At 46.4% G+C, this 14696-nt stretch carries 12 protein-coding genes; 4 read left to right on the top strand and 8 right to left on the bottom strand.

What is annotated here, in order from left to right; genetic code table 11:
• The first annotated feature begins 7 nt into the window (after positions 1-7).
• Positions 8-907: an NTP transferase domain-containing protein gene (locus JK628_RS20575; RefSeq protein WP_443019979.1), complete on the top strand. Its 900-nt coding sequence runs from the start codon at positions 8-10 to the stop codon at positions 905-907.
• 78 nt (positions 908-985) lie between these two features.
• Positions 986-2053: a phosphotransferase enzyme family protein gene (locus JK628_RS20570; protein ID WP_202286768.1), complete on the top strand. Its 1068-nt coding sequence runs from the start codon at positions 986-988 to the stop codon at positions 2051-2053.
• A gap of 161 nt (positions 2054-2214) precedes the next feature.
• Here the strand turns inward: JK628_RS20570 and JK628_RS20565 are convergent, their stop codons facing one another.
• The 6 genes from JK628_RS20565 to JK628_RS20540 all read right to left on the bottom strand — a co-directional run bounded on the left by JK628_RS20565 (position 2215) and on the right by JK628_RS20540 (position 9533).
• Positions 2215-2667: a hypothetical protein gene (locus JK628_RS20565; RefSeq protein WP_202286767.1), complete on the bottom strand. Its 453-nt coding sequence runs from the start codon at positions 2665-2667 to the stop codon at positions 2215-2217.
• Positions 2668-2697: 30 nt separating this feature from the next.
• A complete protein-coding gene (locus JK628_RS20560) occupies positions 2698-3357 on the bottom strand; it encodes a TorD/DmsD family molecular chaperone (protein WP_202286766.1) in 660 nt (219 codons plus the stop codon).
• 82 nt (positions 3358-3439) lie between these two features.
• Complete coding sequence (locus JK628_RS20555) at positions 3440-4075, bottom strand: DMSO/selenate family reductase complex B subunit (protein WP_202286765.1); 636 nt, start codon at positions 4073-4075, stop codon at positions 3440-3442.
• A 12-nt stretch (positions 4076-4087) separates the two neighbouring features.
• Positions 4088-6517 carry a DMSO/selenate family reductase complex A subunit gene (locus tag JK628_RS20550; protein WP_202286764.1) on the bottom strand — a complete coding sequence of 810 codons (2430 nt, stop codon included), beginning with the start codon at positions 6515-6517 and terminating at the stop codon, positions 4088-4090.
• 40 nt (positions 6518-6557) lie between these two features.
• A complete protein-coding gene (locus tag JK628_RS20545) occupies positions 6558-8564 on the bottom strand; it encodes an MtrB/PioB family decaheme-associated outer membrane protein (RefSeq protein WP_202286763.1) in 2007 nt (668 codons plus the stop codon).
• 15 nt (positions 8565-8579) lie between these two features.
• The gene (locus JK628_RS20540) at positions 8580-9533 is read right to left on the bottom strand and encodes a DmsE family decaheme c-type cytochrome (RefSeq protein ID WP_202286762.1); all 954 of its coding nucleotides are present in this window, start codon (positions 9531-9533) and stop codon (positions 8580-8582) included.
• A gap of 756 nt (positions 9534-10289) precedes the next feature.
• Between JK628_RS20540 and JK628_RS20535 the strand changes: the two genes are divergently transcribed.
• On the top strand, positions 10290-11576 hold the full coding sequence (locus JK628_RS20535; protein WP_202286761.1) for an acetyl-CoA hydrolase/transferase family protein: 1287 nt from the start codon (positions 10290-10292) through the stop codon (positions 11574-11576).
• 43 nt (positions 11577-11619) lie between these two features.
• Here JK628_RS20535 and JK628_RS20530 read toward each other — a convergent pair whose 3' ends face one another.
• Positions 11620-12339, bottom strand: a complete 720-nt coding sequence (locus JK628_RS20530) for an SOS response-associated peptidase family protein (protein WP_202289910.1) — start codon at positions 12337-12339, stop codon at positions 11620-11622.
• A 260-nt stretch (positions 12340-12599) separates the two neighbouring features.
• Positions 12600-13232, bottom strand: coding sequence for an outer membrane beta-barrel protein (locus tag JK628_RS20525; RefSeq protein ID WP_202286760.1), 633 nt, complete (start codon positions 13230-13232; stop codon positions 12600-12602).
• Between the two features lie 576 nt (positions 13233-13808).
• Here JK628_RS20525 and JK628_RS20520 point away from each other — a divergent pair.
• The gene (locus JK628_RS20520; protein ID WP_202286759.1) at positions 13809-14696 is read left to right on the top strand and encodes a virulence protein; all 888 of its coding nucleotides are present in this window, start codon (positions 13809-13811) and stop codon (positions 14694-14696) included.

The following is a 14696-nucleotide window of genomic DNA, read 5'->3' as shown; positions in this document are numbered from 1 at the left end:
TAAAATAATGCCAGATTTAACCTTGGTTATTCTAGCGGCGGGTTTAGGTACCCGTTTTGGCGGCGATAAGCAGCTTGCTGCACTCGGCCCTAATGGTGAGACCATGCTGGAGTTATCACTGCAAAGCGCATATCGAGCAGGCTTTACCAAAGCCGTCTTGGTCATTCGACCTGAGTTGGTCGACACGTTAGATACGCTATTAGCGGATAAGTTACCTGCCGATTTCGTGTGCGATTACTGTATGCAGTCGCTCGATGACCTACCTGCAGCGGTTATCAAATACGCTGATTTAGCGTTGCGTAAAAAACCATGGGGTACTGCACACGCTCTATGGAGTGCAAGAAATCAGGTAGCGGGTCCAATGGCGGTGATTAATGCTGACGATTTTTATGGCGATAGCGCGTTTGTATTGCTGGCAGAAGGGCTACTAAATAGCATTGACGATTGGATGATGGTGGCCTATCCGATCAACTTGACCTTGTCTGATAATGGCGGTGTTAATCGGGGTTTATGTCAGGTTGAGGATGGCAAACTGGTTGATGTTGAAGAATGGCTAGACATTCAATCGCACGCCAATGGTTTAGTTGGCACCCTCGAGGGTAAACGGTCAGCAATTGGAAATGATGCGTTGGTGTCGATGACATGTTGGGGCTTTAAAGCTGATATCTTTGCCGCTATCGAAACTGAATTAAGCCGTTTTATTCTACAGCACGGTAGGCTCACTAAAAGTGAGTGTTATCTACCCAGTGTGGTGCAAACTAGCTTACAGCAAGGTAATACTAGCACTGACTCTCGAGATGTTTATGTCAGTGTGGCGCAAGAATCTTGGTATGGAGTGACTTACCCTGAAGACGCCGAGTGGGTTAAACGTAAACTATTGGAAAAATTAGCGGTACCGCAAACATAGCCGCTAATGCATTTGCACCAAAAACCTGACTGATAAACAGGTAGAAGCAACAATATTGACTGAGAACTGGAGTGTTGGGTGATTGACTTTATAAGACAAAACGTTTTGTCGCATTTTGGCGAACAGATGGAAAATGCCAAGGTGTCACCATTGGGTAATGGTCATATAAACCATACTTTTTTGGTACGTTGGCCAGCGGGTGAGCTGGTGCTGCAAAAAATCAATACACAAGTTTTTACTACGCCGGATGCTTTGGTCAATAATGCAGAGCGGATCAGTCGACATTTAGCGGCAAAAAGCCAAGCCGGGCAATACCAGTTACACGTGGTCTCTCCAGAGTTAACTCAAGAGGGCGCATTGTCTTTAGATCTCGGTGAACAAGGTTATTGGCGGGCTATTAATTACCTGCCTAACAGCCGTAGTGTTGACGTTGTTAGCACTGAATCTCACGCCGAGATTGCGGCCAAAGCATTTGGCCATTTTTCCTATTCGCTTAGCGATCTCAACGCCGAATTACTCGAAGATGTGATCCCACATTTTCATCACCTCCCGGGACGGATAGAACAGCTGTCTGACGCCGTTGCAAAAGACGGCAAAGCGCGTTTGCAAGAGTGTCAGCATTGGGTTGATATGGTGATGGGGCAAACTGAGTTACTGCAAGAACTGGTAGAGGTTGAAGCTAATTTACCACAACGTATTTGTCATAATGATACCAAGATCAACAACATGCTGTTTGATAAGCGCGATATGAGCAGTATGGCGATTATCGATCTTGATACCTGCATGAAAGGCTACTTGATGTATGACTTTGGCGACATGGTTCGTACCTTCTGTAGCCCTGAAGAGGAGGACTCGACGACACTGGATAAAGTGATGGTGAGAGAGTCTATTTTTGCTGCTATTTGTAAAGGCTACTTAGTCGAGCTTGCGCCGATTTTATCGGAGCTTGAACGCCGCAGTTTGTGGCTGGGCGCGAAAGTGATGTGTTTGATGATCGGAGTTCGATTCTTAACCGATCATCTCAATGGTGACGTCTATTTCCAAATACACCATCAAGGACATAACCTTGAGCGGGCAGCGAATCAATTTACCTTGTATCAGAGTCTGCTGGAGCAAGAAGATAAGTTGAAATATTATTTAAGGTAATGTTCCCGATATAAAAAGAGCTGAATTGGTCAAATTCGGTTCTAATAATGCTCCTATAGATGGTAAAGCAGTTTGAGCTTCAGCTTGTTACAAGCGCTAAATACTCATCATGAGTAGTAAGGTTAGAACATTAGGCCTCCGATTAGTTTGTAGAGTTTCAGCTAGCGTCCCATGTTTCTTTTTTGAAGCCGCCTCTGCCGATTGAGCATCTCGAGCTGTTCGGTCAGTTTGAGGATCTGTTGTTGTACCTCTCGATATTGAGTCTGGTTGAGTTCATTGCCTGGCTTGTTATCCAACTCTTTTGCTGCCCAGATGTTTGCAAGTTGCATGATCAGGTGTTCGGCCTGGCTTAAATTGTCATGTTCAATTTGTTTGATCATCAATAGCCGAAAACAGTCGCACAGTATGGTGAGTATAAACTCATGGGGGAGCGGCTGCTCTTGAGTCTCTGAGTCGTGAAAGCCGATGGCTGCGATAAGATTGGAGACGGTGGTGATTGTGGTTGCCCCGATAAAAAGAGAGTGGATCTCAGGCTCCAGCATCAGAGCCTGCTCAAGCTGTTGCGCCAGCTTCCCTTTATTCCACTGCATACCCAGCGCTTTAATGAATGTCATATCAACTCACCCGTTATGAAATCTTGTCTATTAACGATATAAGCGTGCCGTCATAGGCAGCAAATTTAATCTTTGAGTCAGTCCCTCTAAATAAGCTTGAGTCAGCAATGCTATACCGCGATAAAAATCAGTTTCGGCATGTTCAATCATGAGTTCGAGGCAGCGGTCTGACCAGGGTAACAAGTGTTGCTGTAGCAGGATCATGCAACTGCGCGTTAGTGGCTCGTTATCTTCAGTTAGAGTCCATTGACTAAACATCTGATCCAACACGGCGAAAAATAGACCGATATGATCCACCGGTTGATTAGTCTCTAGCTTGAAGCTGATCCCGTGTTCTTGATAGAAGGCTTTGAGTGCCAGAGTTGACTTGTCATTGAGGAGTTGCCTCTCGCTCAGATAGACCGACCCCCAAGGCACGGCATTGGGCTCACCCGGTCCATAGAATAGTTGTGCATAGTCCAGTTTTAAGGCTTGTTGTTTTTCGCTAGTCCATTGACCGAGATAAGCTAAGAGCAGTTTCCGACCCGAGGTCTCTCGCTCTGATGCGGTGAACTGTGGCCAGCTTTGGGCTGCATGGTGTTCTATAAAACTTTGGATCAACTCGGGTGTTGGGTCGTTAAAGAGCACATTGTGAAGAATGCGCGCAATGCCTTGATATTCAAGGATCTCATTTTCGCTAAGGAGTGACATGCTAACCTCATTTTTGTAGCTAAAAGGTGTCGTAAATAACAGCAAAAAAGATGCCATTCAAAACGAATGGCACCAAGCAGGGTTAAACTTCTGAGTAGTTCAACACATCTCCATCTGTGGCGCCACTTGGGCGAGAATGGCGGTTAGGCGTGATAAGTAAGTTGGGTGTCGTCACACTGCTTTGTGGCAGCGGGGCTACATCGGGATTGATGGCCGCTGGGTACTTAGCCTTTAACTCTTCCATTGGACCGAAGTCGATGGCACGCATAGGGCAAGACTCGACACATGAAGGCTGCTTACCTTCGGCTAAACGCTCATAGCAACCATCGCATTTGGTCATCACCTTACGTTCTTTGTCTATCTGTGGCGCATCGTATGGGCAGGCTCTCGCGCAGCTTTCACAACCGATACACAGATCCGTTGCTACATGGACTAAGCCATCTTCGCGGCGCTTGTGCATCGCGCCAGTCGGGCAGGCCTTAACACATACTGGTTCGGAGCAGTGGTTACAACCGATAGACATGTAATAAGCAAATACATTTTGGCTGACAGTACCATCACCATGTTCTGTCCATTGTCCTCCACCATATTCATAAACCCGGCGCCAATTGATACCCACGGGAAGGTCTTTACGATCCTTACACGATATCTGGCAGGTTTTGCAGCCAGTACATTTACTTGCGTCGACATGAAAGCCGTATTGGATATTATTACTCATTGTTAACTCCTATCAGACCTTACGGATTTCAACTAGGTTTGTGTGCTGAGGATTACCTTTAGTTACAGGTGTGGTGCGTTGTGTGGTTAGCACGTTCAAACAACCACCTTTATCCACATCGCCGCCGGGTTGGAACCATGCGCCCTGACCCAGTGCTGTTACGCCGACCATGATACGAGGCGTAACCTTTACTTCGACTTCGATGGTGCCACGATCATTGAATATATGGACCTTATCGCCAGTTTTGAGTCCGCGCTTATTCGCATCTAGCGGGTTCATCCATACAGCATCCTGTACAGCTTCGCGTAGCCAGGGAACGTTGTGGAAACTAGAGTGGGCACGGCCCTTGGTGTGATAACCTGTAAGCTGTAATGGATACTTTTTCTTGGTCTCGGTATCTTCATAACCTTCCCTGGTTGGCACATATTTAGGTAGCGCAGATATTACGTCACCCTCTTTGAGCTTCCAGGTACGGGCTTTCTCTGCCAGGCGTGATGAATAGATCTCAATCTTTCCTGATGGCGTGCCTAGGGGATTTGCATCAGGGTCGGTGCGGAAGTCTTCCAGTACAATATAGCCGCCGTTCGGCAAATACTTACGATAGATACCTTGTGTGAGCATCACCTCTTTTTCTGGTAGTTCTGGGGTGGCAGCTTTAGATTCGGCATAGAATTGATCCAGCCAATCTTTGCGGCTCTTACCTTCGGTAAACTCTGCTTCAACACCCATACGTTTAGCAAGATCGACACAGACTTCATAGATAGGACGGCTCTCGAACATAGGTTCAACGCCGCTGCTCATCTGTACCAAAGAGGCTGTATCTCCTGCAGCGTAGCTTTGGTTAACTAAGTCCTCTGATTCAAGCCAGGATACGTCTGGCAGCAAGATATCGGCAAACTTGGCACTGGGTGTCATCCAGTTATCGACGACCAGAATAAATTCACACTTGGTGTCGTCTTTAAGCAAGGTTTCTGTTTTTCGCACGTCTGAATGTTGGTTAATCAGCGCGTTGCCACCGTAATTGATGATTGCTTTGATATCTGTGTCTAGCTTACCGTCACCCTCTTCATCAAGATCGACACCTTGTACCCCATCGGACAGGACGGTCATGTTCTTACCGTCTTCGATGGCCTGAGTGAAGGTAAAGAATGAGATGGCTTTCTTTACTGGGTTTGAGCCTGTAGGCATTGACGGTGCGTGCAGAGAAGAGCCCTTACACAGGCCACCGCAGTTAGTGCCGGGCAGACCCAATTGACCTAACAGAATAGGCAGCATGTAACCGGCTCGGGTGTTGTTTTCACCGGCAGCCTGACGGTTTAATGACGCGGCAATTTGGATGAAAGGTGCTCGAGCTGCAGCCAGCTCGCGGGCCAACTCGACAATGAGGTGGGCTTCGATACCTGTGATCGCAGCTGCCCACTCTGGTGTCTTAGCATTAACACCAGGAGTTGAGTCACCAACCGTCGCATTATCGAGAATATACGCCTTATAGCTCTCTTCGTAGCCAATGCCAGCAGGCATGGTCTTCTCGTCATAACCGACACAGTATTTATCTAAGAAGGCCTGATCAACTGTGTTGGTGGTGATCCATTCATAAGCTAAGGCTTCGAATAGCGCCGCGTCGGTTCCCGGACGGATAGCGAGCCATTGATCTTCCTTACCTACGGCAGAATCGGTATAACGTGGATCGATCAAGATAGTCTTAAACTTATGCTGCTGTTTCTGTACTAGGAAGTCATAGGCTTCACCCGAACCACTCATGCGGATCTCAGATGGGTTGTAGCCGACCATCAGCACTAAGTCTGAATTTTGCATCTCAGAGACGCTGCTTCCCTGCCAACCGGGACCCGCTGAGCCGTATGTTTGCCCAGCAGCTTCATAAATTTGTGACCAGCTATAATCACCATAGGCGTTGAGATAACCACCCTTAAGGTTCATTAGACGGTAGAGACACTGCTTACCAGAAAAGTGATAACGCGCACCTGAGTTATAGGTGAAGTGAATCGATTCATTACCGTACTGATCTATGGTGCCTTGCAGTTTTTCAGCCACCAGATCCAGAGCTTCATCCCAGCTGATCCGCTCAAATTGTCCACTGCCACGAGGACCAACACGCTTCATCGGGTATTTCAGACGATCGGGAGCATAGACACGTTTACGTAGCGATCGACCACGTGGGCAGGCGCGTACGTCGTGGTCACCGTATTTATCTGTGGTGGTAAATTGAGACTCTACTCGGGTGATCACCCCATCGGTAGAAAAAACCTGTACTGGGCAGTTAGATCCACAATTAACCAGACAAGCCGACCAGTTTAGATTTTCACCAACCACGGGGGGCGTAGGCGGTACTACTTCAACATCTTTAGAGCTTGAGTTACAGCCTGAAACCGTTGCTGCGCAACTTAGTGCGGCACTCATTTTTAAGAAACTTCTGCGTTCCATTATCTTTTCCTCATTGCAGTTATGATTAGCACTGTTTGCATTAGCGCAGCAGGTAGCTAAACGACAACATCACTTGGTGCGCGTTATAGTTATGGTTCAGGTCACCTAAGGTGGTCAGGCCTGGAACAGTATCGACATCAATTTGCGCGTAATTGGTGTCGTAATAGCGCTCATACTGGTAAGCCAGTTTTAACGCCATCTCTTCACTCAATGCGTAGTTCGCATGTAGCTTGAGACTATGGTTGAAAGAGGTGTAATCCCCCTGTGGCGTGGTGGCGTCATAGGTGACTATCGTATCGCTGGTGGAGTTTGTGAATAGGTAATCGCCGCCCAGACTGAGCTTGTCTTTCAGTAGCCCAGTGTAGGTAAAACCCGCGCCCAGGTTGATAAACTCATCTTCGATATCGGCGAACCAATCAGGAGTTGAGAAACTCTGACTGCCGGCTTGTGCAGAGTCGATCCACTGCTGACCGGCAAAGGCATAACCTGACAGGTGCGCATCAAGTTGCAGGCCAAGGTTGATGTCATAACCGTAATCTTCAGATTCGGTCAGGCCCAGTTGAGTCTCATCAAAATCATCTTTGGCATAGCGGGCGGTCATATCTAGGCTGAGCCAAGAGGTCGGGGTGTGATTAAACTTGGCTTCGAAGGCGGTGCGCTTTCGGTCAGCCAGGTAGTATTTCCGTAGCAAAGGGTTAGCTTCAGATGAGGTCAGTTCGCTGGTTTGATATTCGCTGCCGCCACGATTATCGAGGAAGGCCTTAAACTTAAGCTTGAGATTATCCAATGCGCGGACATTGAGCTTGGCCCATAGCACATTATCATTGGTCTGCTCACGGTCGCCATGGCTACGTTCCATCTCTTTACGGTCGTAGCCGGCCTGTAGGCGATAGTCGCCGCTGAAGCGATAACTGGCATTAACCTTGAGGCCGCGACGTTCGGTGTCTAAAGGAACACTTTGCTTAAATGCACCCGTGATGCCGTTAACTTCATATTGAGCGAACTCCCATACCGAGCTCTTGTTGTCGCGCTTGCTGTAATCGACACTGCCGCCGAGTCTGAATTTATTGCTCACAAGCGAGGTGACTGACAGCTTGCCGTCTAAAGTCTCGACCTCTCCGTCCCAGTTTTGTAGTGGGTTACCGGACATCTGGATCAAATCATCGTCCTGGATCATCTTGCCCGATGTCAGGCGGCCGCTTATGACGGTGCGGTTTAACTGATATTGACCCGACAGGCTAAGTTGATGAGCCTGATTGTCAGGAGCAGGTGCAAAGACGTCATACAGGTAGGGTAGACTTAAGGCGCCGATATCGTTGTTATACTGACTGACAAAGTAATTGAAGTCTGTAGACCAACTATCGCCAGACAGTGACAGACCTGTGGTGAGGCTATCTGTGTTGGCATCGACAGGCTGACCGAAATTAACTGGTCGCGGAGTGACAATGCTGCTGCTCTGGTAGCCGGTTTTATTCTCGTGATCATAACGCAGGTAAGCCTGATAGAAATCCCGGCCATAACTCAGACCCAGGCCAGCTTTGTTTCTCTGCAGGGAGAGCTCCTGGGTCTGAGTATGTTCACTCGGGGTCAACACGCCATCTTTGTACCATAACTGACTGTGTGCATCGCCAGACTGATAGCGGGTTTGTTGTTGATAATCAGCAACTAGCTCATAGTGACCTGATTTTCCAGCTTTAAGGTGAGCGAAGCCGTTATCCAGACCTAACCGGTGTGCCTGAAACTTGGCCTTATAGCCTGCATCGTTTCGGTAATTGAGGTCGGCATCTAAACTGGCATTCGGGCCGTCTTTGCCGGTACCGAAAGCATTGCCGGAGTGAATATCATCGCTCTCAATATAGGCGGCATTGATAGCGATTGTGCCGCTATAGCCATCGACTTGAGGGCAACGCTTACATTGAAATGTGCCCTGTTTAACAGTACTGGTATTAGCCCTGTTTACGCCAAAGTCTGCCGCCATTGCTGAGCCCGTTACCGCGCCCGATATGGCGAGAAGTGATAACGTGATGAGGTTAAATTTGAATCTCATTTGAGTTACTCCTGATTAGCGCTGCAGCTTGCTGCCGGCTGGGTGATTGGAGCCATGGATCTGGCTATGGCAGTTGAGGCAGCTCTTACCGGCACCAAAGGCGTCACTTCCGCCTTGCTGTACGGCACGGCTTGCATGGCCATCGTCCATATGGCATTGCTGACATAGTTGTGGTGCTCTGTGAGTGAGCATGGCTTCATTAACGCTGCCATGGGGGTTATGGCAGTTGGCACAATTTTCAGTAACCGGCGCATGTTCCCATAAAACGGGGCCACGTTTCTCGCCATGACAGCTATAGCAGGTGTCATTGACTGTGGTGTGGTTTAGTGCGCTTTCACTCATGGATCCATGTGGGTTATGGCAATCGATACAGGTCATTCGATCCCATTTCATCGGATGGGATGAGCGCTTATTCATGTCAGATTTTTGCTGAGTGTGGCAGGAGGTGCAGGTGTCATTGACCGTGAGCTGATCCATTACCGGATCTTTGTCGGTGTGGATATTATGACAATCGCTGCAGGCCACCTCGTCTAAATTGTGGCTGCTGCTATGCCATGCCATCTGCTTAGGATCGTTATGGCATCCCAGGCAAACACTGTTCTGACTCTGTGCTGGCAGCTTGCTCTCTTTGCCAAAGGCGATCATCGGCTCCTTACCGCCCTTATTGTGCTTGCCTAATGGACCATGACAGGCTTCACACTGCAGACCCGCCATAGGCGAATTCGCTTGGCTTGGGTTGCCGTGTACACCATCGAATATCGCCATGACCTTGTCATTTTTCTTATGACACATCAGGCAGGAGTCGGCACCTTTCTTGGAGTATTTACCCTGAGCAAATTTCTCCGCCAGTTGCTGTTCCAGTTGTTCACCAGTGAGTTGGTTCCAGGGGGCCGCCTGAACTGAGAGAGATAAACACGCGAAAGCGAATATCCCACAAAGTAATTTAGTGAAAATACATTTGTTCATCATCTTGGCCTTACAGTTAAATATTTTATGGTTTGGTGTTTTTTATGTTAATTATTTTGCAGGTGAATTGTAGTTTGAATGTGCAACTATTACTAAATAGGTATGGTTGGAGTTGTGATTTTTGATTTAAAAATAATTTATACGTGATCGTGATCTTTATTTAGTAGTCTCTGTTAGATGGCGGGCTTATTAAATCTGCTGAGTTTTAGGTTTGATATAGCTCTTTGTTTTTATTGTGGTTATTGTTGTTCGTATTGGTTCTGATTATATTTACTTAAATGCTTTGCACTTATTTCATGTGCATTGTTTGAAGTGTGAATTAATATTAATGACTATGGTTTTTGTTCATATGTTTATATATTAAAGTCTATTCGTTAATAACTTTTAATATAACCATTAATAAGTTTTCATAAAAATTAATATTTCTTCAAAAGCTCAATTGATAATCATTACTCTTTGTCTGGTTTAAGGGTTTTTATATGATTTTATTATCGGTCTTCGCCAATCACTAGGTGATCTAATCTCATTTAAATGATGGGCAAATTGCGTTTATTACAACAATGATTAGCCTACATTAGTCTTGTATTGGAGGGTTGTAGATTACAGCGCTAGGCGGAGGTGTTCAGAATGGCCTCCGTTATACATATATGGGCTGAGTTGTTTAAGATCAAACCATCGTTAACTGACATAGCTAATCGCTGTTAATCAACGCTCTAACCTCATACACTGCCGACATAATAATCACATTAGGTATCTTTAATGGCGCCAATTATCTGTAGTACTGCTTTAGAAGCTGTGTCTTTAATTCAGAGTGGTGAGACGCTATGGACTCACTCAATGGGGGCGACTCCGACCCTACTGCTCAACGCACTTGCAGAGCATGCATTAACCAAACAAGACTTGACCCTATTGCAGTTGCACACTGAATGCGCAGAATCGCTGAGCGATGAGAAGCTCAAGGGACACCTGCGGCATCGCTGTTTCTTTGGTGGTTTGCCTACACGCTTGCTATTACAGCAGGGAGATGCGGATTACGTGCCTATTTTTCTGTCTGAAGTCCCCAAGTTATTTAGGTCGGGTGAGCAACCAATAGATACCGCCATCATTCAAGTTTCACCTCCTGATAAACATGGCATCTGTTCTTTAGGGATCTCGGTTGAAGCAACATTGGCCGCTTGTCAGGTGGCGGGTAAAATAATTGCCCATATAAACCCGCAAATGCCGAGAACCCATGGCGATGGTTTTATCCATTATGATAAGTTTGCCGCAGTATACGAGCAGAGTATGCCGCTGCCACAACATCCATTAGCCGCAAGCGATGAGGTTAGTCTCGCGATAGGCCAAAATGTGGCGAAGTTGGTACGTGACGGTGACTGCCTACAGATGGGGATCGGCGCCATTCCTGATGCGGTGCTTTCCTGTTTAACCGAGCATAAAGATCTCGGGGTGCATACCGAGTTGTTTTCAGATGGGGTGCTTAACTTAGTCGAGCTTGGGGTGATCAATAACAGTCGTAAGAAGGTGCATCCAGGTAAACTAGTCACAGGCTTTGCCCTCGGTAGTCAGCGACTCTACGACTATGTCGATGATAATCCATCGGTAATATTTATGGATATCGAGCAGGTCAACGATACGTCTATCATCCGTAAAAATCCCAATGTCATGGCAATTAACTCCGCGCTGCAAGTGGATATCTCTGGACAGATCTGTGCTGATTCCCTGGGTACCAGAATATATTCAGGAGTGGGTGGCCAGATGGACTTTATCCGCGGTGCAGGCCTTTCTGAGGGCGGACGCTCGGTGATAGCGCTACCGAGCACCGCTGCACGCGGTTCAGTTTCGCGGATCAGTACCGTGTTATCTCCCGGAGCGGGAGTGGTGACCACTCGCGCCCACGTGCATTATGTCGTCACCGAGTATGGCATCGTTAATTTAAGAGGCAGGTCATTACGAGAGCGGGCAAGAGACTTGATAGATATCGCCCATCCGGATTTTAGAGAGCAACTTTGCCGAGAGACATTCGACATGTGGGGTCTAACGCTGTAGTGGCTCTTACTCTAACGGCAGCCGTTTTGATTAGTGAATTTGATTATTCAGTGGTGGTGCACTGACTGGCTAGAAAGTCATTGGGGATTAATCTCGATGGCTTGCCGATCGCATTGTGTAGGCTGGGCTTATCTATCTGTTGGGCAATAAAGTCATGCCTAAGGGCGGGCTTTAATAGCTCATCAAACATATCGACCTGTTGATTCTCAGGGCTCAACCAAGCGTCCATCACGGCTTCATCTTTAGGTAAAATCATTGGACTTGCCTTGCTGTGATAAGGCAATAAGTCGGGATGTGGAGGATTAGTAATAATCGAGCAAGATACGCGGCTTTCGCCCGTTCTAGGGTGTTGCCATTCTCGGTATAAACCGCCAAAGGCGATGGCTGCATTTTCCGCGACAAAATCATGATAAATATAGCTACTGCCGTTTTTCTCGGTTTCACCAAAGCCTTTGGCAATCACAATGCAGCGGCTCTCTCTAAAGGCGTTAAAGCCTGCGCTATTGGGTTGATTGAGTTTATCGAAGCGAGTATTGAATGAAGTAAAGCGACTCGGCTTAAAGCCATCATAGGTAGTTTGCTGTAGCAGCCACCAAGAGGCGGTTTGCAAAGAGCGCTCGCCGTTATGTTCTCGGACGATAGAGATATCATTGGTCGGCATTTTAAAACGAGAAAATAGCATCTCGTCGCTATTGTTAATGCGCAGTTCTTCCATCAATGCTTGTACAAATATATCATCGATAACATTCAGTCGACCGCACATCTGTATTCTCGCTTTAGTGATATTTACTATATAAATAGCAGATATGGAGTTAGAAAACATTATGACTCTGCTATTGCTTTAATGGGGACGCTGTTTTCTAGCGGACAGATGAGGCTGAGAATATGATGTTGGTAGTGTCGAAGCATAATGTTGATAAGTATCAACAGATAGCAGATACAAAAAAACCAACGATAGTATATCGCTGGTTTTTTTGTATGCCCCGTGCGCTAGCGTGAGGCAAGGTCTATATAACGACTTGCTTAGAAGCGGTAGTCGATAGATAGGTATAGTTGCTGGCTATCATTGAGTGATGCAGTCTCTGTTACTGTGCTACCAATAGCGCCTTCCATTGGAGGCTGAACTGTCATAGATGCTGATGCATCATAATCCTGCTTAAGGTAACGGTAACCAATTTCTGTGCTTAGACTGTCATTGATCTTGTACATAATACCAGTTTGGCCACCCCAGACAAAGTTGTTGCTTGAGCTAGCAAGTGCAGTTTCTGGGCTGACGTGATTAACACCGGCTGTTGCACCAATAAACCAGTTAACTTTGTTGCTGTCGCCTAGTCCAACTAAGTAATCGTAAGACATCAAGAAACTTTGCTGCTTAGCAAAATCATCTGAGTTGTAAGAATAAGTACCGTATACACGGTTATTGTCATTTAAGTAAACACCCGCTCTTAGTTCGTAAACTGCATTATCTTCAGATGTTGACCAATGTTCAGTTTGGCTGTTAAACCCTGGGTCAACCGTTACTTCAGTCGTAGTTGAACCTTTATATGAGTTTTGCTGTGCGCCAACACCGCCACCAATAAACCAGTCTGCTGCCATTGTTGGTGCTGAAATTACGGTTGCGATTACTGACGCTAAGATAAGTGATTTAGTTTTCATGTTTGTGCTCCCACACTAAAAAATGTTTGATTGTGCTCATCGCCAATCGGGCTGTTTCGTTTCGTTGGAGCTATAGTAGGGGAGGCTAGCTGAATAATAACTGAATGGTATTAGCGATCGCCGAATTTTCTATTTTGGCTATATGTAATGGAACGCAATACTGTTAATTTACTGATATATAGTGGGTTAATATTTTAAGGCGTTATTTTTAATTTGTAGCAGCCGTCGCTTAATGGCAACTTTAATTTAAGGGTTTTAGGCAACAGTTCCCCTTTTATTGCATGCTCAGCTTTAAGTAAATTTAAATATATCCGCTTCATTTTGAGCTAAACGCTTAATTATTCCGCAAGTCACCTATCTACGCTTGAGCGGTTAATCTTGTTCAAAAATGCCACTTTAAAGTTAGACTCTTTACTCTAATGATTTTCTGTAATCGTTTTCACTTCAGATTTGTTTCAGATTAGTGCGCAATAATTACGCTTCGCTAATGTATTGCCTCGTCTTAGTTAATCTATGCGCGACCTTCAATGAAACAACATTTAGTCCATTCTTATCCAGTAAAGGCTCAACCTATACATGCTTAATATTGTAAAAATCATGGCTATATTCGTCATGCTGTATTGTATTACACCGGTTCACGCTATCGAGCGAGAGCCACATACAGTGCGTTACGACCGCACCTTTCCAATTTGGGCACAAGAAGCCATCGATTTGGGTCATGAACTGCCTAAACCGTTTGGCTTTAGCTTCAACTATATGTCGATGGAGCAACCTTTAATTGTCGATTCAGTAGCCTTTTCTGGGCTGGGTGGCCTAGATGATCTGCTCAGCATAACCGGCAGTGAAGCGCTGCAAGATTCAGAAACCATCACCTTTCGAGCGGATGCATGGGTGCTGCCATTTTTAAATTTGTACGGGGTACTAGGGCATACCAAAGGCAGCAGTGTGGCAAATGTGCAGCTTGAAGCTGACTGGTCGTCGTTACTGCCGCCACTGGCATGTACGGTCAATCCCTGCAGTAGCATTAGCGATCCTTTCGATTTTGAACTCAACTTTAAAGGCACGACCTATGGCGTGGGCGGCACGCTAGTGGGAGGCATTGGCAATTGGTTTGCACTGTTGGATGTAAATTACACCAATACTAATTTGGATATTCTAGATGGCGAGATCAGCAGCATCGTCGTCTCGCCTCGCGCAGGCTACAGAACGAGTTATAACCAGCACGATATTCAAGTTTGGGTCGGGGCTATGTACCAAAATGTCGAACAAACGTTTAGCGGTTACCTGCGAGATATCGGTATTCCACTAGGCAATGCCAAATTTGAGGTTAACCAACACCTCGAAGACAAATGGAATGGCCTGATTGGTGGCCAAATAGGGGTGACTAAAAATATCGACCTATTGATGGAGCTGGGATTTGGCACACGAACGAGCTTTATGATGAGCTTAGGTTACCGCTTTTAG

It is taken from the genome of Shewanella sp. KX20019 (genome assembly GCF_016757755.1).
GTDB lineage: Bacteria > Pseudomonadota > Gammaproteobacteria > Enterobacterales > Shewanellaceae > Shewanella.
This window is presented reverse-complemented; position numbering and strand designations above follow the sequence as displayed.